Source organism: Serratia nevei, from assembly GCF_037948395.1.
Taxonomy (GTDB): Bacteria; Pseudomonadota; Gammaproteobacteria; order Enterobacterales; family Enterobacteriaceae; genus Serratia; species Serratia nevei.
The window spans coordinates 4,526,913-4,544,557 of record NZ_CP149940.1 but is presented as its reverse complement, the minus strand read 5'-3'; the positions used below and the strand labels follow the sequence as shown (position 1 = coordinate 4,544,557).

Here is a 17,645-nt window from a genome sequence, read left to right as displayed (position 1 = left end):
AGGCAATGGCTAAATAATCACACCATCAGCGAAATGTATTTGATGGTGTGATTGGAATAAATACGTGAGGATAGTAATCCATGAAAATACGTGTACTGACAGGCGTACTCCTGGCGGGGATTTCTGCTGGGGCGATGGCGGAAACAACGCCTTCCGGTTTTTATTTATCGGCAAAAGCCGGGGTATCTCAATTCCGCTCGTCGGAAAACGTCTTGAATAGCTCGGGCACGACGGTGAGTCAGCTTGCTTATGATGTAGACGCCTCGCATTTAGGTAATGCGTCAAAAACGGTATTCACGCCGGGCATTGCCCTGGGCTACCGTTTTGCTAACGAACTGGAGCAGCCGGTCCGTGTTGAGTTGGCATTCCAGCACTTTGGAAAATCCGATAAAGACTTTTCAGCGAGCTCGCAGGCAACGGGGTACTGGGGAGGGCAGACGAGTGGTGGTGTTACGCTGCCGACCGCCAACGATGTACGCCAATCAACCCGGGTAAGCACACTGATGGTGAATACCTATTATGACTATACCTTGGGGGGAGCTGTCACACCTTATCTGATGGCTGGCATTGGCGCTGCATTTGTGCGTAATACAGTTTCCAGTAACAGTAATGTGGCAGGTATTGCACTGAATAGTGGCGATTTCAGTAATCGTAAGACCAATCTGGCCTGGGCGCTGGGGGCGGGTGTTTCATGGGCTGCATCAGACAATGTGGCGCTTGAGATGGGTTATACCTTCACCAATGCCGGAGATATCAAGACAGCATACACTGCGCAAAATGGCATTAACGAAGGTCGGGGTGATATGCACACCAAGGTGCAACTTCATACCTTGCACGCCGGTGTGCGTTACCATTTTTAGCCCCTAATCTGAATTGATTGAGGCTCGCGATGATATCAAGAGGACATGGAAGTTCAGCAGGAACTATCACCGGCATTAGCTCTCGTGCCGTGATGCGTGCGTTGCTCTTTATGCTGGCGTCACTGCTCGTGGGATGCCGGGTTGCTGATGAGGGGCAATGGCGTGTAGAGCGAAGGGGCCCACAGGAGCATACCAACCGGTTACAGTTGTGTGACGCGGAGGTGGGTGAACTTGCACGCAAGCATTGTCAACGTCGCGCAGGGATGCAATGAGACGTCGTACACGGTGGGTCAATTTGGGCATCATCGTCTGGGTTATGTTGGCGGCGAAAGAGGCTCAGGCTGTCGATAACGCGCTTGCCGGAGCTTACACCAAGCTGGCGTTGCTGTCGGTCAGTGATGATATCAATGCCGCCTCGTTTCGCAGTGAAGAAATAAGATACACGCGATACTCCTTGCCCTGGCAGTTCGACACATTTCCGCTTACAGACACCCTGTCTTGGGTTAGTCGGGTGCAAGTGAACTGGTTGGATGTGCGCAGCGTGGAGACGATTGATTATAGCGATGACAGTCAGTCGCTACTGACCCCGCGTTGGTCGGTGAGTTCGCTGGTTGGCAGTGGTTATCTCTCGCAAGCAATCAATGCGTCGCTGACGCTGAATTTCGGTGGGAGTGTTGGCTTACTGAGACTCAAGAGCCGTTCTCGCTTGTCAGGAAATTTGAGCCAGGAGGATTACTCTGCCTTCAAAGATCTGGGATTGGTGGGTGCGAAAAGCGACATCTTACAGGTCTCTCCCTCAACCGGAATGACCTACCAGCATCGTCGGGCGAACGGGGATGCGTTGACACTGGATGGACGCTTGTCCTGGCATGCGCTGTTTCCGGTGGGTGGCGAACGGGGTAGTGTAAAGGCCGGGGCGGATACCGGTACCTGGTCTTTACGTGCGGAATACCGTTTCGCTCAGGCTTTTCAGGTGGCGGCAACCCCAGTCGACATACTGCTGTCGGAACAACCGGGTGGATTTTGGGGTAAAGGCTATCGTGATATTGATTTTGGCTTTATTTCGGAAACGGCGTTGGCGGCAGAAGTACCGGTCAGGGTCTTCGGGTCTGCCTACCGAGTTCGGGTTGGCGCGGGCTGGCTGAAAAACGACAAAGGGTCCGGCATGTCTATTATTGTCAATCTTCGATAAGGCGCTCTTTCATACGTAATAAGGTATTGAGCGACGGCTGTTGGAAATGGGTGATACGAAATATGAAAAGTGTATTGTCTTGTTCGAGTGAAGGTTTGATGGAATAAACTGTTCGCCTTTTTTACCAGGTGTGTTGGTGCTTTTGGATTTATAACAATTCTAATTCTTTCATCTTGTGATGTAAGTAATGTACCAGGGGGCTTTTATGTGGGAGGTTATTATCGCTGGTGTGATGTTGATTTTTGCCGTCTTTTGTTTTTTTAAACATTGCAGTGCAACAAGACGTCGAAAGTTAAATGCGTTTCATCGTCAAAAACGATAATGGCATGCTTTTTTGTTAACCGCACACGTGATGTGCTTGTGAGTGACTGTGTTTAGAGATTAACTCATTAAGGATGTGTGGTGTTGAATGATGGGCAGGGTGTTGATTTGTCCATGATGACCGCTGTTATGCATATGGACTTAAGGAAAGATGAGTTTCCTTATTATGTTGACATGTTTTATCGGGCAGGTGTTATTAACTGCATTCATTTTTTGCTACCTGCGCGACGCGTGTATGAAACATGCCGAGGAGTGGTAAAAATAGATGCACCGGTATGGCTGGCGAGAAGTAATGGGCGAAAGTCGTTTGATGCGCATGCCGTGTATCTTTTGCATGATGTGAATAAGGTGTCCGTCAAAAACTTTCGCCAATACGTACTTGTACTTTGGTTGGCAGGCGTGTCTGCCTATTCGGTGGATGTTATTTCTCGGCAGGTCACCTATTACAGTGATGTTGATGAGGTCGTGCCAAAATTTAATGGGGCAGCACGTGGCATCCACCGCTGATAATTATCAAGTGAGTACGACCTAAATACCTAGGGTTTGTATCGCGTCTGTTTTGTGCCTTCTGTGAAAAGATTGGCATAAGGCGGTTACACCATGACGTGATAATGACAAGGCACCCGGCGGGGGATAAATGAAAACACCCAATGACATTAAAAAGGCGCATTGCTCTCGCTCTGGCGCGGAAAGCACCCCACGGATACGGGTGCGCGCACAACAAAGCAATCATGGGGGGTATGACTTGCCGCCGAGTTTGGCGCATTTGCCGGCAATGCCGCTGTATTTGGCTGTCGCTTATCTGGGGATGTTAAAGCGTGCCCCTTTGTCGCGGTTAGAGGTGGCTCAGGCATTTGGGCTGGATACACGCAGAGCTCTGGAGGTGATGCGTTATCTGGCCAGTGGAAAAACCTGCGTGGCCTGTGAACGGGTTCCCTTGCATCCGGGCGAGTTTGGCAAGGGTTACCGCCTGCGCATTGACGCCATTGGTGAACCCCAGAAAAGTTTTGTGGGAATGCGCAAGGAAACGGCGGAGGACAGTCATCGCCCTAAGGCTGAGGTTGTTCCGGCTTCTCGCGGCAGAAGGGGGCAGGCACGCCGACGCCCTCGCTTGAGTGACGAGTTGGCACATCAGTCCTTGCGGCGTTGGTTCTTACGCCGCCCGAATACCGACGAGCAGTGAATGAGAGAGGCGGGATGTGCTTACGACACTTCTGGTGGCACTGACGGTGCTGTTGATGCTGTGGGTGGGTGTCACGGCACTGCTGATTGGCGGAATGTGGGTATTGCCCCCTTTGTACCCACCACCACAGGCCGCATCCACGTTTTGGGCATGGCACTTCCTGCGTGGTGGTCATGGGGTGTGCGGGACGCTACGTATCGGGGGCGTGCTGGCGGCCTTGGTCTGGTGGTGTCGAACGGCGGGTTTTTCCGTATCTCCACAGAGTCAGAATGCACTGGTTCTGTTGCTGAGCCTGGCCGCTTTGGTGGCGTTGTTTAATGCCGGTCGCCGTGCTGAGCTGTCTTCAGTGGGAGAGGTGGTGTTTTGCGGGGCATTGGGGGCGGCCTGGATGGTGACGTTGGGGGCAGGGCTTTACTGGCTGCTTTTCCCGTGACGGGGTGAATGGTGCCACACATTGTATTGATTGTATGCCACTAAGCGTGAGGGGCGTGGACAATGGTAGATATTCAAAATAACCGGCAGCCTTCCGAGGGGGGCGTGCCGGGCAATTCACTGTTTAACGATGCGACCGATTGGCTTGTGGTGCATGTTGATGCCTGCTGTTATGGCCGAGCAGGGTTACAGTTCGCATTGGAACATCTCCCCTTTGCCGCGGGCAGGAAGTGCGTTGTCGGCGCCAGTTCACTGGACGAGGCCTTGCGTGTAACGCGTCCCTACGCGTTCAAGGGGCGAACAGTTCGATGTCTGGTGGTGCGGTTGCCTTCCCTGGCGCGTGAGGCGCTGATTACCCTGTTGCAGCTCAGTGAGGTGATGCAGCATGACGTTGTACGTTATCACCAGGTCGTGGTGCTGTCACCGTTCGATACCGTGGCCGTACAGCGTCTGGTGACCATCATGGGCATGGCTGATGCGCGTGTTGTCGATGCGCGACTTTCCCCGTTGACATTATGTAATGCCGTACTGTTTGCGCCGGAAAAATGGATGGCTGAAGGCTGGTGCTTGAGTCAGGTCCTGACTGAGCACGAAAGGAATGCCCTGCGTCAATCACTGCAGTTCTGGCCTGTACCGATGCAGGCCAGGTTACGCCAGGTGAGTCCGAAAACCGTATACAGTCAGCGATTTCGGGCGCTGATGAAGCTCGGAGTACAGGATATACGCACCCTGCTGAATCTTCTTGTCCCTGGTTGTAAGGGGCATATGGCGAAGCGAGGCTTGTGTACGGGCGTGAACATGCCACTGGCCGCACGCGGGCGGCGCTGGCGATGAGTGGGCGGGGGCCATTCTTGGCAATGGCAGGCGGTATCGTGGTGGTTTTTTTAGTCCGAGATATGAGCGAAGTACTCTCTCGACATCTACGGATGTTCGTGAGGGTATTTATCGGTGAATAGCTGAAGGGAATGAAAGGGACATTGAGGAATTCCGTCAGGCAGCGATTCGCTGCCAGGAAAAGCGTGGTCACAGGGTGGCTTATTTAAAATGGATGTCACAGGAGTGATAACGATGAAAAGTAATAAATTGATGGGTGCATTGATGGGCGTGGCGCTGATGAGCGTGTGCGGTATGGCTTCGGCGCAGGAGCACGGTGGCGATGCTGTTGCTGTGGTCAACGCTGCCAAAATCAGCTTCCAGAAGCAGTGCAAGGTGGAGCGTGTCAGTGCAACCAAAACCAAAATGGTGTGTCGTTATACCAACTATAAATTTTAACTAGCGATAACGGTTATCCTCCCGCGGAGGATAACCGTGAGTGCCAATGACGTTTAATCTACTCAGCTCATGAAAGATATGAGCGTTTCAGAGACTTTCCGACATTTCCCGAGAGGTCACAATGAAATGGGTCTTGAAAGCATTATCGGGTGGCGCAATGTTATTGGGCACAGCGGCTTTTGTTGTGCCGGTCAATGCGCTGGAGCTTGAGTATAAGGCTCCGGAGCCGGATAGGCTTCAAACGCCGACAGCGCCGAGAATACCTGAAGAATCAAAATCAGTGCCAGATGATAAGTGGCGGGAAAATCAGCGCTCAGAAAAGAAGGGGGGATTTAGAATCGAAACGGAATGTGAACATCAGGGATGTACCCGGCCATTATCACCACCCAGAAACAATCGGTTTAATGCACCAGTAAAGAAAACGGATCGCCTTCGCCAAACCGATCCGTATTCTACCAATCAGGATCCTGAATGCAACATACAGATGGGGTATGAATGGTAAATTACCAAGGAATTATTGGAGGTTACTTTTTTGCAGGGATCGCATCAGGGTAAATGATGCTCGTTACTCGCTTCCCCAGTTGGCTGGAGGCCACAAGTTTCTTCGTGTTAATATTAAATCAATTCTTGCTGCAGCAAGCGTGTTGTTGTTATTACGAACAAATGCATCGTCGCTAAGTGTTAAAGTGCCCTTTTTTATCATGTGCCTGAGGTGCTTTGATCTGCCGGTAAATGGGGAGCCATCTTCGAGCTTTCCTCGATACGTTATAGGGGAACCGCTTGCGGTAATAAAGATATTGTTTGGATCGGCCTGATGGTATGTTGCACGTTCGGCATCTATCACCATATCGCCATTGACAATGTGGACATTTCCAATGGCCTGCACGTCACCATTAGCAAGCACTAATTGCTTGTCTGAATTGATAGTATAACTTTTAGAGCGATTGTCAGCACCATAAAGCACAGAGGGGAGGATACAGGTAAGTAATAACAGGTGCCTTTTAGTCATAAATCACCATAATAGAGTTATCAACATCAGATAAAAATATCGCTATACAATCAGTAGTCATGCACCCGTCATGTAACGCATCATAAGGATGTGGCTCATTGTCCCTTATTTGGTTTTTCTCTTTATCCCCTCAACCTGTCCCGGCATAGTGATCTCACCTGACATTCTAATCAGAACACCGGCTTAAACTGGCGTAATAAAGTCAGGACATCGGGAACACCCAATTTCAATAATGCACGAGTACGTTGCGAATAAATGGTTTTGGCACTGACCCGCGCCTGGCGAGCCTGCATGTAAATTGGCATCCCATGCAGAGTATTGCTCAACACATCCCGTTCTCGTTGAGACAATACATTGTGCGGCTCACGATATAAAACCTCATCTATGTTGCCTATCTCACTCATTGTGGGTATGGCAGTCTGGTACAACATTGACAACGAACATCTCGGCCCTATTACCCGCACTGAGCTGCACATCTCGATATGTGCCAGCGTCTGGCGTACAATATCAAGTGCTGCATTCGATACCACTACCACACGGGTAAACCGTGCCATAGGGTAGCTTCCTAATTGCAGTAACACCGGCAGAGCCTCTTGCGCTGGCTTGGGCAAGCGGAGCACCAGACTCGAGGGCGATGAAGTCATCCCGGGATGGGCTACCAGCATCGATAACACCTCTGTCAGCGTCTCTTTAGCTACCACTAGCGCCACGGCAGGGTGATTGTGCATGGCTTCCTTCATTCCTTCGCGGCCAAAGTAACACGCATCAACTATCGTCACCTGCCAGCAAGCGCCAGGGAATGCCTCTTCATCGCTCGTCTCAACGTAATTACGCGGTATTTCCGTTTTATCTTCTGGGGTCTGCAGATACACTTCCATTAAAACTTCCTCACATTGTTCGAAATCGTTGCTATTCACTCAACAACGCCTCCTTTAGCAGCGCCATCTCTTCGACCCTCTATACTTTACTTTCACGCTCACAGATATAGGCTCTCAGGCAAAATCAGCTTGACCCTCTGAACACTTTCACCTGAGAGTGTCCCTACTTTCCACAGTGCAACCCTGTGGTTAAGCTGCCTATATACGCCTGAGAACGCATCACTCCACGTTTGGTCGTTGCAAAAACCAGCGGCGCATATCCTGATATGTGTGTCTCTCATCTCGAGGATCGCGAGATTTATTAATTCTGCTCTCCAGCCCACGCGATGTCTCACAGGATCTTGGGTTGAAGGCAGCGTTGACCTCATTGGCCGGTAAGTCAATCTTCGAGGATATTGCATGCACCCGAATGCGATACCCTTGTTTATCTCCCTTTAGCAATGGTGCTAAACGTGAACACATCACTCCCTTTTGGGCATTGAACAAGTAGCGGAGCACTTCAAGTGCTCGTCGTGTGCTGATACAAAACTCAGCACTGATAGTTTGACGCGATACAGGCACACGCTTCAGCAAAGCGTAATGTGCTACGGCCATATAGAGTGGCATTGGAGGAAGATGTGACAGAATCGTCGGCAAGCAATAACTCTCATGGTTGCGCTGGCGAGCTTTAACTCGCACTCTTTGCTTCAGGATGTCGTTACTTTCCTTTATTCGTAAACGCCGGTTGTCAGTATTACTTTGTTTCATCAGATATATTCCTCTATGACTGAGTAAAAGTTGCCTGCAAGCTGTGCATGAAAGCGCCATGGCGCTATGCATGAAATACATCACCACTGAAAGTTAATGCTGCAATTTTGGTGAAAGTTAATAACCAATGTTTTTAATGGGAATATGCGTATTGTGGGCATAAGCGATAGACACGAAAACTCCCAGATTCAAGTATAATAGCGTCGTCAGTGAGTTAATGTGTCATGCCGGAAATCATTAATCATAGAGCCTTGGTACATGCCTTGCTAAAGTTGCACTCTGTTTCATCGATACCCCTTCTCGGCGTGAAGTGCGTCGCTCTCCTCCTTCTGCAATAGGGGGTATTGGGTCTTAATAAATCTATATTTCTTTTAAAAAATATAAGGATCATGATGTAGTAAAGTGATTAATCATGATCCCCATTAGTCGGTGTATTTTATAATGTCCCCCGGTTGACAATTTAGTGCTCTACAGATGGCCTCTAGGGTGCTAAACCGGACGGCCTTTGCTTTTCCACTGTTCAGTATGGAAAGGTTGGCTTCCGTAATCCCAATTATTTCGGCCAATTCTTTCGATTTCATTTTTCTGTCTTTCAACATAGCATCCAGTGCGACAACAATAGACATGGTTAAATCACCAACTCGCTTTCCTCTTCCAGCATTCTTCCTTTTTCAAATATAAAGCTCAAGGAAAGCACCCCACCTCCCAATAACAACTGTTGTAAACTGTATAACTCCGTATTGGCGAACGATAGAAAATCGGTGTTCCATTCATCAGTAGCGAAGTCAAAAAATACACGAGCAAAAAGATTGAGCGAATACCCAAGAACGAGAGCCAAACCGATGCCTTTTATATTTCTGATCCGCGATTTTGTAAACAACTCTCCCTTGCGCACGCCTTTGGAGAACATAAGCATTTGGAGGAGAACAAAAAAAATGACCAGATTATCAATGATGAACGAGAGGTTATCCCCGAGCGTCCATTCTATTATATCTGCATCTGGAGGGAAGGAGGGATTATCTTCCCCGGAATAAAACAGCAAATAGCTACACGTAACGGGGAGCGTGCCCATTAGAAACAACAAAATGATTTCCAGGCACCGGCACAACCGGATATGAATTTTACGCGAGTGCGAAAGGGGGTTCATGCGCATTTTCTCCTAATGACTGATTTCATGATGTTATCATTATTGTTTTTCAGTAATTCGTCAAGGGTAATTATCGAAAAACAGTAATTATTGCTCTGTGAAAGCATGAGGATTGTCCCAGGTCATTGATTTTCTGGCCATGATGGAGGCGTTACCCATTGCTTTCCCTGACGGGGCAGGTAGCTTCACGGACATGGCAATGTGCCCTGTTGCTGATTTAAACGCTGATGAACCAAAATCGATACCTGTAATGCGACATATTTCCGAAGTTATCAGTACTCGTACCGTTAGCAGATGTGGTAGGGACCATCTGCTAACGGAATGACAAGTCGCTTGCGGGTACTACCTGTGAAGTGATCTTGAAGATGTCTTGGGGCTTGGACAATACAATAAAGAAGGAGGAGAAAAACGAACTGTTTCGTGTCCGTTACGCGCGTAGCGTCACAAATTTACGTCATTTGAGGAAAAGTACTTTTCAAAATCACATATTTTGTTACGTTCAATTAGGAAGATTCTTATAACCACTCCAAAAGTGAGCGTAATGATGAAGCGTAACTATTTGACCGGGGAAGAAGTGCGGAGTTTGTTGTTGACGATTTCCAGGGAGAAGGTGTCGTATCGCGATTACTGTATGGTGAGCATGGCTTTTTTGCATGGTCTGAGAGTGAGTGAGTTGACCGGGCTGAGGGTGACGGATTATGACCCTTTGTCAAAGAAGATACATATAAGACGTTTAAAGGGTGGGTTAAGTACCAGTCATCCGCTGTTACCGGAAGAGAGCGCGGTGCTGGAATACTGGTTGGTTGAGCGCGCGACTTTTCCAGGGCATGCGTTGCCATGGCTATTTTTGTCACGACAGGGAAAGCGTCTTTCTCGGCAGCGCTTTTATCAGTTGCTAAAAAATTACGGCCAAAAGGCCCATCTCCCTTTGCCCATTCACCCCCACATGCTGCGTCATGCCTGCGGGTATAATCTTGCTGAGCGTGGCAATGACACACGATTGATTCAGGATTATCTGGGGCACCGCAATATCCGGCATACGGTATTGTATACCGCTGCAAATGCAGAGCGTTTTAGCAGGGCCTGGCTCAAAGAAAATGAAGGAGCGCCTGTTTCTCCGCTAAACTGACGCGGATTGAAATTTTCCAATATCGTATTGGTGTATTTAAAAACTCCCGATATTTTCTGCCAATCTGGGGGGGCGTCGCGTGTGCCCCGATTTATGACCGAACCAAAAAAAGCCCGAGAGTGGGGGCTCATCGGGCGAATGGCTTCTCAAAAGATACATCATCGTTTTTGTAGAGCGAGGGGAGCATGTCAACGGGAGGATGCTTATGTCAATTAAATAATGCTTATCAATTTTTTATGACATGGAGGATGGTATCGCGGCTTATACTGTCGTGTTAGCGGTATTGTCGTTATATGAAGTTGCCGCAAAAAAACGACCAGGCAATTGATTTCATTGTTCTTTCAATCTGGTGGCTTTTGTTTGAACTCATTTTTTAATTAATTAATTTTATGGTGATAAGAGTATGGCATTTCGAACGCGAGGTTAGATCATCTGTTCGGAGTAGCTATGGTGCTAAATAGACGTGACTAGACAGTCAAAAAATCCGACTTGATGCATGATGAGACTCCATGTTGGATATCGCTTTTATATGTGAAGAACATTCAATTAACTGAGCAAAAAAACATCACCATATGTAATTGTTAAGCCGATGTCGTCGTCATATCAACAGCCCTTTTGTCACTATATCAATACTGCTGTACGGCGTTCAGGTAGCGATTGATGTTAGTACCGATGTAAAAATGACCCACATGCCAATGTAATTCGGACCCACCTGGGGTAAAACTGGCAGTTTTAAGCGAGCTGCCGATGCTAACATTGGAGTTAAGAGTGGAGATTGCTGTTCTTCTTCGGCAAGGCAGGTCCATCCGCGCTATTGCCCGTCATTTACGTTGCTCTCGCCAGACTGTTCGGCGGTATATCAGGATGGGGGATGCTGCCTCATCATCCCGTTATTCCAACCGAGCTCCACGTCCCGGTAAGCTCGACCCGTTCAAGGCTTACATTCTTGAACTGGTTCAGGCTGCTCGCCCCCATTGGATCCCCGCCAGCGTGCTGTTGCAGGAGATCCGAGAGCGAGGTTATTCAGGCGGTTACAGTATGCTGACAGCATTCCTTCTGCCGTTAAAGCAGCAGCCCGTTGAGCCCGTGGTACGGTTCGAGACGCCGCCGGGTGAACAGATGCAGGTCGATTTCACCATTATCCGCCAGGGGCGACATCCGCTACTGGCTTTTGTCGCCACGCTGGGTTGGAGCCGGGCAACCTACGTTCGTTTCTATGCCCGCCAGGATACCGCTGCGTGGTGTGATGGTATCGAGCATGCGTTGGCTTTCTTCGGCGGCACCCCACGGCATCTGCTGTTTGACAACGCTAAGGCCATCATTCTGGAACGGGACGTCTACGGTGACGGGCGCCATCGCTGGAACCCACTATTGCTGGCACTCGCGGAGCAGTATGGTTTTTCACCCAAGGTCTGCCGCCCCTACCGCGCCAAGACCAAGGGCAAGGTTGAACGTTTTAACCGTTATCTCAAGGAGAGTTTCGTCGTGCCGTTGGCAACGACCTTCAAGCAGTCAGGTTTGATGCTGGATGTTGACTCAGCTAATGCCCGCGTGGGGCCATGGCTGGTACGAACCGCCAACGCCAGGAAGCACGGCACCACGGGTATTCCTCCTAACCACCGACTGCAGAAGGAGCTGGCCGCTTTGTTACCTTTGCCTGTGTTCAGAGCGTCAACAACTCCTCGATTGGCGGAGCCACAACGCCGGGCAGTACCCGTGGAGAGTATTCAGCATCCACTGTCTGTGTACCAGTCTCTGCTGGAGGTCCGTTTATGAGCACTCTCCAGCATCAGCGTATCGCTGAGTTATGCGGGCAGTTTCGCCTTGAGCGTATCGCGACCGAGTGGCCGGCACTGGCCCAGAAGACGATTGATGACACTGCATCACTGGGTGATTTTCTCGAGCAACTTCTGAAGCTCGAAGTTGACAGTCGAGACGAACGACGGCGTCAGACGCTGCTTCGCCTTTCCGGTTTGCCTGCGGTCAAGACGCTGGAGCAGTTCGACTTTAAGTTTGCCAGCGGTGCACCTCGAGCGCAGATCCAGGAGCTGGGTGGCCTGGCGTTCATAGAACGTCAGGAGAACATCGTGTTGCTGGGGCCATCGGGCGTGGGCAAGAGTCATATTGCTGCCGCTCTGGCCTATAAGTGCGCGATGGCCGGGTTAAGCGTCCGATTTATTACCGCCGCAGACATGATGCTGCAACTGGTCGCCGCTCACCGCCAGGGGGAACTTAAAGGCTATCTGAGTCGCATCATTCACAAGCCGCGGTTGCTTGTGATCGATGAGATCGGCTACCTGCCGTTTGGTAAGGAAGAGGCCAACTTGTTCTTCCAGGTTGTCGCCAGACGTTATGAGTCAGGCAGCCTGGTGTTGACCAGTAATCTGCCGTTTACGCAGTGGTCCGGTACGTTTGGAGATGATGAGACGCTAACAGCAGCGATGCTGGATCGTTTGTTACATCATGCACATATCGTGCAGATCAGCGGCCAGAGTTACCGGCTGAAGGACAAATTAAAAAGTGGCCAACTTAAGAAACAGGCGCAAGCCGAAGTTTCTGAGTAACCACGATCAGGGGTGGGTCCGTTTTACTTTGGCAGGGTGGGTCACAATTCGATCGGTATTGACAGATTGATAACATGCATACGAGAGTACACAGGGATAGCCAAAATTTTAACAGTGGAGAAATGTACGCAGGAGCCAGGAAAAGCGTGATGTTTGGTTTAGTTGTTCCTTTACACTTATCATTTACTAATGGGCAACACAATTGTTGCTTGATGCTACATAGTCCACAGTTGACCTAGTGTCAAAAAGTGGAAGATAAACGGATGTTTCAAGGTACTCTGCGTTAAGCACCTTAAAATATTTTTTTCAATTAAAACAGTTGGTTGTTTTGATTTTTTTTGGCTTGAATACCACGTTGTACTTTCGCCTCCCTTATATTTTTGATTGCAAATGACGATCAATTAGAACAATCCTATAGATTTTGTCTATTGATTGTGAAATTATTAATCAGATGAAACAATTTGCATAGTAGATGGTTGATATTTAGTCTGTGAACAGTTGGAAATCCAAGCGTCATTAAGTTCTTATTTTATAGTGGCTGGTTGATATAAAAGGGATTTTAAGCATGAAGGAACAATACGGAATTGAATTTGAGCCTTCCTACTGTGAGCTTGAGTTCGCTTTATCAGAATACGACAGTCAAAATGATCCATTAAATGCTTTAGACATTGGCAATGATATTAATTGGAATGTGATTCGCGACAAGGCAAGAGAGCTACTTGAACGTTGTTTTGATTTGAGAGTTATACTCTGGCTTATGCGCGCCAATCTTCATATCGATGGTTTTTCGGCTGTCTATCAAGGCATCACCACTATCGACGGCAAATATGCCGAAGAGGGGAGCACCATTTTCCCTCAGGCCGATATGGAGCCGGCGACAGTCAGCTTTCATGCGGCCGCATTAGGCTGGCTCGCTACCTCGTCCTGCCTGCACGAAATCAAGAACAGCAAGATTTTCCCCGACACGCCGTTAACCACCGATGAACTGCTCAATATGCGACTTGACGAGCAGGAAGGCAAAAGCCTGCATTTCTCGGAAGTGGTGAAAGTGTTGGGGCAGGCTGACAGCTATTTTGCCGGCAGAAACATGCCGCCATTAAAGGAACAGCTGTCTCGGGGAATAGACGCCCTGGAGCGCGTGGAAAACTACGCCAACCTGCAGGCCGAAGATTATCGGCTGGACTGCCGGCAGGTGCGTGACTATTTGACGCTGTTCAGCCGTCAATTGCTTTCTCTTGAACAACAGGAGTTGCCGGAGGATATCGGCGCTGCGCCGGTCGACGCGGAAGCGGCGGAGGCACCGGCCACCCTGCCTGGCAAATATATCCGTTCCCGGCAGGATGTCATCTTGCTGTTGGACCAGGTTTTGGACTACTTCCAAAACTATGAGCCCAGCCATCCGGCCCCCATTCTTATTCGACGTTCGCAAAAAATGATCGGTATGGACTTCGCGACGATTGTTGAGGAGCTTTTGCCGGAATCTCTGGCCTCGTTAAATCAATTGTCCGGGAAGTAATTTTTCTCACAAAGGAGTTTTCCAATGGCTAAGGACTCAAGCTCTCAGAAATTTATCGGTAAAAATAACGCGCCCCGCGTGCAAATTGAATATGACGTAGAGCTCTACGGTTCGCAAAAGAAAGTAGAGTTACCTTTCGTCACGGGGGTCATGTCCGATCTCTCTGGGCATCGGAAAAAACCTTTGCTGCCGATCGAAGAGCGGAAATTCCTGACGTTCGATCAGGACAATTTCAACGATCGCATGCGCGCCATTAAACCTCGTCTTCAATTTTATGTGGAGAATACCCTGAGCGAAGACGATGCGCTGCTGGACGTGGAATTAGAGTTTGAATCGATGGAGGATTTTACGCCTGGTGCCATCGCCAAACGGGTTCCGCAGATGCAACGTCTGCTGGAAGCCCGGGAACATCTCACGGAGCTCATCACGTATATGGATGGTAAATCCAGCGCGGAAGAGGTGGTGAAGAATCTGCTGGAGAAGCCCGATTTTCTGCATCGCTTGGTGACGGATGCACGCAAAACGGTCGCGGATGCGGAACAGGATGTGCAGGATTCGGGCAATAAAGGAGATGAGGAATGAGAGCGAGGCAACGACGCTATTCAGCTAAGCAGCAGGCAACGGCGGTCGCTGAAGTTGAAACGCAGGAAACGGAAAACGAGCTTGACGGTCTGCTCAAGCGTTCGTTCCGGCCCAGAACGAACGAGGCCTCAGAAGCGGTTCGTCGTGCCATCGGCACGCTGTCCGAATATGCCAACCAGGGCAAGGTCAAGGTCAGCCAGGATGTCGTATTGACCATTGAATCGCTGATCGCCCAGATCGACGAGCAGCTTTCGCAGCAGATGAACAATATCTTGCACCACAAGGAGTTCCAGAAGCTGGAGTCCGCCTGGCAAGGTCTGAGTTATCTGGTCGACAATACCAACGTCAGCGAAACGCTGAAGATTCGGGTATTGAACATCAGTCAGGATGAGCTGACGCGCAATCTGCGGCGCTACCGAGGATCGGCCTGGGATCAAAGCCCGGTGTTCAAACAAATTTACGAACGCGAGTATGGTCAATTCGGTGGCGAGCCGTTCGGTTGCATCATCGGCGATTTTGAGTTCGATCACAGCCCGATGAGCGTGACGCTGCTGACGGAGCTGGCGAAAATTTCCGCCGCCTCGCACTGTCCGTTTATTTCCGCCGCTTCGCCGTCGCTGCTGCAGATGAGCAAGTGGAACGAACTGGGCAACCCGCGGGATATCGGCAAGATTTTCACCACGCCGGAATATGCGTCCTGGCGCCGCCTGCGCGAAAGCAACGATTCGCGTTATCTGGTGCTGACCATGCCGCGCTTCCTGTCGCGTTTGCCTTACGGTGCCAAGACCAACCCGATCGAAGAGTTCGCTTTCGAGGAGGCCGTCCGGCCGGATATGGATGATGATTTCTCCTGGGCCAACTCGGCGTATGCGATGGGCGTCAACATCAACCGCGCCTTCCATGAGTACGGTTGGTGCTCGAAAATCCGCGGCATCGAATCCGGCGGCTCGGTAGAAGAACTGCCCGCCTACGCGTTTCCTTCCGATGAGGGCGGTTATGAGCTGACGTGTCCGACGGAGGTCGCCATTTCCGATCGGCGCGAGCAAGAGCTGTCAGACGCCGGGTTCTTGCCTTTGGTGTATCGCAAGCATTCTGATTTCGCTGCCTTTATCGGTTCTTGCACCATGCATGCCCCGGCGAAATACGAAGATCCGGATGCGACGGCCAACGCCAAGCTTTCCTCCCGGCTGCCGTACATTTTCGCCACGTGCCGCTTTGCGCACTATTTGAAATGCATCGTACGCGACAAAATCGGTTCTTTCCGTTCCAGAGACGATATGCAGCGGTGGCTGAATGACTGGCTGATGAATTACGTCGATGGCGATCCTTCCGTGTCGACGGAGGCGACGAAAGCGCGTCGTCCATTGGCCGCCGCCGAAGTTCGCGTTGAGGATGTTGAAGACGATCCGGGTTATTACCGCGCACATTTCTATTTGCGCCCGCATTACCAGTTGGAAGGCATGACCGTGTCCTTGCGATTGGTATCAAAACTTCCGTCAGCCAAAAAAGATGGGAGCAGATAAGTTACGGCTGGTCATTGGTTTGGATATTGCCGAGGCCTATTATTAAATGGCGTGAGTGTGAATTGATATTTCGTTGAAATTTAGCGGCGTTATTCTCTGCGTCATGGCTATTTATTGATGGCTAATGGGTTCCCATTGTCGCTATTTCAATGATTGCGTAGGCAATATAACGACTTATCTGAGTAGACATTTCAATTAACGTAGTAGGACCTATCAGTCAAGGAGACAAAAATGAGCACTAAAGCTTTAGTAGACTATTTTTTGAAGATTGAAGGTGTTGACGGTGAATCCCCTGACCAAACTTATCCGGGATGGATTCAGCTGCAAGCCTGGCAATGGGCGGAGGAAAATGCCGGGCGCTGGGGATTCGGCAGCGGCGGTGGTTCCGGCAAAGTCGAAATGAAAGACTTTGAATTCCGTATGGTGAGCAATAAGGCTTCGCCGAAGCTGTTTCTGATGTGCGCCACCGGCGAGCATATTCCTCAGGCAAAACTTGTTTGCCGTAAATCAGGCCAGGGTCAGCAAGATTTTATTGCCGTGACCTTCAGTAACTGCCTGGTTTCCTCATTCAAGACCGTGGGTAATATGCCGCTGAACTCCACCATCGGTACTGAAATCGATACCGTGCTGCCCACCGATGTTATCAAGCTGAATTTCGCACGTATCGAAGTTGAGTACAAAGAGCAAAACAACGATGGCTCCATGGGTGCGGTGATTAAGACGGGGTATGACCTCAAGCTTAACGCCCGCATCTGATCATTGATGTCGTAACACTTATTGCAGGCCGTCTGCCCGCAGATCTTGCGGGCAGACACACTCATTACCGCGAGGTGTTAAATGAAAGCGTCATTACCCATGCTATTCGATAAGCTCAGCGTGAGAAGTCAAAGCGGCAGCGCCGATAATTGGCGGCGCGTCCTGGTGCGCGATATCGAATTCTTATTGAATGACGCATCGCGCAGCGCAGATTTAAAACTTCACGATTATGCGCATAGCGAAAGCTCGGTATTGAATTATGGTCTGCCGTCGCTGAGCCAACGAATACCCATTAATACCGATCCGCTAACGTTGGCGAGACATATACAAAGAATTATTACTTCTTTTGAGCCGAGATTGGATCCGAAAACGATTCGCGTGGTGCCGGTCGTGAATGAACGTCAATCGTATGTATTGGCAATATTATTTGATATCTATGGCACTTGCTCATTACCGGGTGACGAAATGCTGGTTAATTTGCGCATAGCTCTTGATTATTCCTGTGGCGCCGTACACGTATTTGATTAATAGAGG

The 17,645-nt window shown here is 49.7% G+C and carries 21 protein-coding genes; 16 read left to right on the top strand and 5 right to left on the bottom strand.

From position 1 onward, the window contains the following. Positions 1–80 precede the first annotated feature (80 nt). The 8 genes from V8N38_RS21765 to V8N38_RS21730 all read left to right on the top strand — a co-directional run bounded on the left by V8N38_RS21765 (position 81) and on the right by V8N38_RS21730 (position 5,762). The gene (locus tag V8N38_RS21765) at positions 81–860 is read left to right on the top strand and encodes an outer membrane protein (RefSeq protein WP_147840419.1); all 780 of its coding nucleotides are present in this window, start codon (positions 81–83) and stop codon (positions 858–860) included. 295 nt (positions 861–1,155) lie between these two features. Continuing rightward, positions 1,156–2,052 (top strand): hypothetical protein, encoded by an 897-nt coding sequence (locus tag V8N38_RS21760; protein WP_147840418.1) that lies wholly within the window; start codon positions 1,156–1,158, stop codon positions 2,050–2,052. 402 nt (positions 2,053–2,454) lie between these two features. Beyond that, positions 2,455–2,880 carry a hypothetical protein gene (locus tag V8N38_RS21755; RefSeq protein ID WP_147840417.1) on the top strand — a complete coding sequence of 142 codons (426 nt, stop codon included), beginning with the start codon at positions 2,455–2,457 and terminating at the stop codon, positions 2,878–2,880. A gap of 130 nt (positions 2,881–3,010) precedes the next feature. After that, positions 3,011–3,556, top strand: a complete 546-nt coding sequence (locus V8N38_RS21750) for a CaiF/GrlA family transcriptional regulator (RefSeq protein WP_103682142.1) — start codon at positions 3,011–3,013, stop codon at positions 3,554–3,556. A 16-nt stretch (positions 3,557–3,572) separates the two neighbouring features. Then, positions 3,573–3,989, top strand: coding sequence for a hypothetical protein (locus V8N38_RS21745; protein ID WP_147840416.1), 417 nt, complete (start codon positions 3,573–3,575; stop codon positions 3,987–3,989). A 62-nt stretch (positions 3,990–4,051) separates the two neighbouring features. Further along, positions 4,052–4,822, top strand: a complete 771-nt coding sequence (locus tag V8N38_RS21740) for a hypothetical protein (RefSeq protein WP_147840415.1) — start codon at positions 4,052–4,054, stop codon at positions 4,820–4,822. A 234-nt stretch (positions 4,823–5,056) separates the two neighbouring features. Beyond that, positions 5,057–5,260 (top strand): hypothetical protein, encoded by a 204-nt coding sequence (locus V8N38_RS21735; protein ID WP_147840414.1) that lies wholly within the window; start codon positions 5,057–5,059, stop codon positions 5,258–5,260. 121 nt (positions 5,261–5,381) lie between these two features. After that, positions 5,382–5,762: a hypothetical protein gene (locus V8N38_RS21730; protein WP_147840413.1), complete on the top strand. Its 381-nt coding sequence runs from the start codon at positions 5,382–5,384 to the stop codon at positions 5,760–5,762. A gap of 63 nt (positions 5,763–5,825) precedes the next feature. Here the strand turns inward: V8N38_RS21730 and V8N38_RS21725 are convergent, their stop codons facing one another. The 5 genes from V8N38_RS21725 to V8N38_RS21705 all read right to left on the bottom strand — a co-directional run bounded on the left by V8N38_RS21725 (position 5,826) and on the right by V8N38_RS21705 (position 9,041). Then, positions 5,826–6,269 carry an LptA/OstA family protein gene (locus V8N38_RS21725; protein WP_147840412.1) on the bottom strand — a complete coding sequence of 148 codons (444 nt, stop codon included), beginning with the start codon at positions 6,267–6,269 and terminating at the stop codon, positions 5,826–5,828. Positions 6,270–6,439: 170 nt separating this feature from the next. After that, entirely contained in the window at positions 6,440–7,186 is a 747-nt protein-coding gene (locus V8N38_RS21720; RefSeq protein WP_149506022.1) for a LuxR C-terminal-related transcriptional regulator, read from the bottom strand. Positions 7,187–7,366: 180 nt separating this feature from the next. Next, complete coding sequence (locus tag V8N38_RS21715; RefSeq protein WP_187181575.1) at positions 7,367–7,894, bottom strand: CaiF/GrlA family transcriptional regulator; 528 nt, start codon at positions 7,892–7,894, stop codon at positions 7,367–7,369. Between the two features lie 422 nt (positions 7,895–8,316). Next, positions 8,317–8,520 (bottom strand): helix-turn-helix domain-containing protein, encoded by a 204-nt coding sequence (locus V8N38_RS21710; RefSeq protein WP_147840409.1) that lies wholly within the window; start codon positions 8,518–8,520, stop codon positions 8,317–8,319. Positions 8,521–8,522: 2 nt separating this feature from the next. After that, complete coding sequence (locus V8N38_RS21705; RefSeq protein WP_187181574.1) at positions 8,523–9,041, bottom strand: DUF2975 domain-containing protein; 519 nt, start codon at positions 9,039–9,041, stop codon at positions 8,523–8,525. Positions 9,042–9,582: 541 nt separating this feature from the next. On the opposite strand from V8N38_RS21705, the gene V8N38_RS21700 reads away from it, so the two are divergent. The 8 genes from V8N38_RS21700 to V8N38_RS21665 all read left to right on the top strand — a co-directional run bounded on the left by V8N38_RS21700 (position 9,583) and on the right by V8N38_RS21665 (position 17,639). After that, a complete protein-coding gene (locus tag V8N38_RS21700) occupies positions 9,583–10,170 on the top strand; it encodes a tyrosine-type DNA invertase (protein WP_147840407.1) in 588 nt (195 codons plus the stop codon). Positions 10,171–10,917: 747 nt separating this feature from the next. After that, positions 10,918–11,946 (top strand): IS21 family transposase, encoded by a 1,029-nt coding sequence (gene istA, locus V8N38_RS21695; RefSeq protein WP_147840406.1) that lies wholly within the window; start codon positions 10,918–10,920, stop codon positions 11,944–11,946. Beyond that, on the top strand, positions 11,943–12,734 hold the full coding sequence (gene istB, locus V8N38_RS21690) for an IS21-like element helper ATPase IstB (RefSeq protein ID WP_147840405.1): 792 nt from the start codon (positions 11,943–11,945) through the stop codon (positions 12,732–12,734). The genes istA and istB overlap by 4 nt, the downstream gene beginning before the upstream one ends. Before the next feature lie 565 nt (positions 12,735–13,299). Beyond that, the gene (locus V8N38_RS21685; protein ID WP_233091154.1) at positions 13,300–14,250 is read left to right on the top strand and encodes an ImpA family type VI secretion system protein; all 951 of its coding nucleotides are present in this window, start codon (positions 13,300–13,302) and stop codon (positions 14,248–14,250) included. Positions 14,251–14,274: 24 nt separating this feature from the next. Continuing rightward, positions 14,275–14,832 (top strand): type VI secretion system contractile sheath small subunit, encoded by a 558-nt coding sequence (gene tssB / locus V8N38_RS21680; protein WP_019456176.1) that lies wholly within the window; start codon positions 14,275–14,277, stop codon positions 14,830–14,832. Next, positions 14,829–16,355: a type VI secretion system contractile sheath large subunit gene (gene tssC / locus V8N38_RS21675; RefSeq protein WP_147840403.1), complete on the top strand. Its 1,527-nt coding sequence runs from the start codon at positions 14,829–14,831 to the stop codon at positions 16,353–16,355. The genes tssB and tssC overlap by 4 nt, the downstream gene beginning before the upstream one ends. 231 nt (positions 16,356–16,586) lie before the next feature. Further along, entirely contained in the window at positions 16,587–17,111 is a 525-nt protein-coding gene (locus V8N38_RS21670; RefSeq protein WP_004935369.1) for an Hcp family type VI secretion system effector, read from the top strand. 81 nt (positions 17,112–17,192) lie between these two features. Next, complete coding sequence (locus tag V8N38_RS21665; protein WP_038872306.1) at positions 17,193–17,639, top strand: type VI secretion system baseplate subunit TssE; 447 nt, start codon at positions 17,193–17,195, stop codon at positions 17,637–17,639. Positions 17,640–17,645 lie beyond the last annotated feature (6 nt).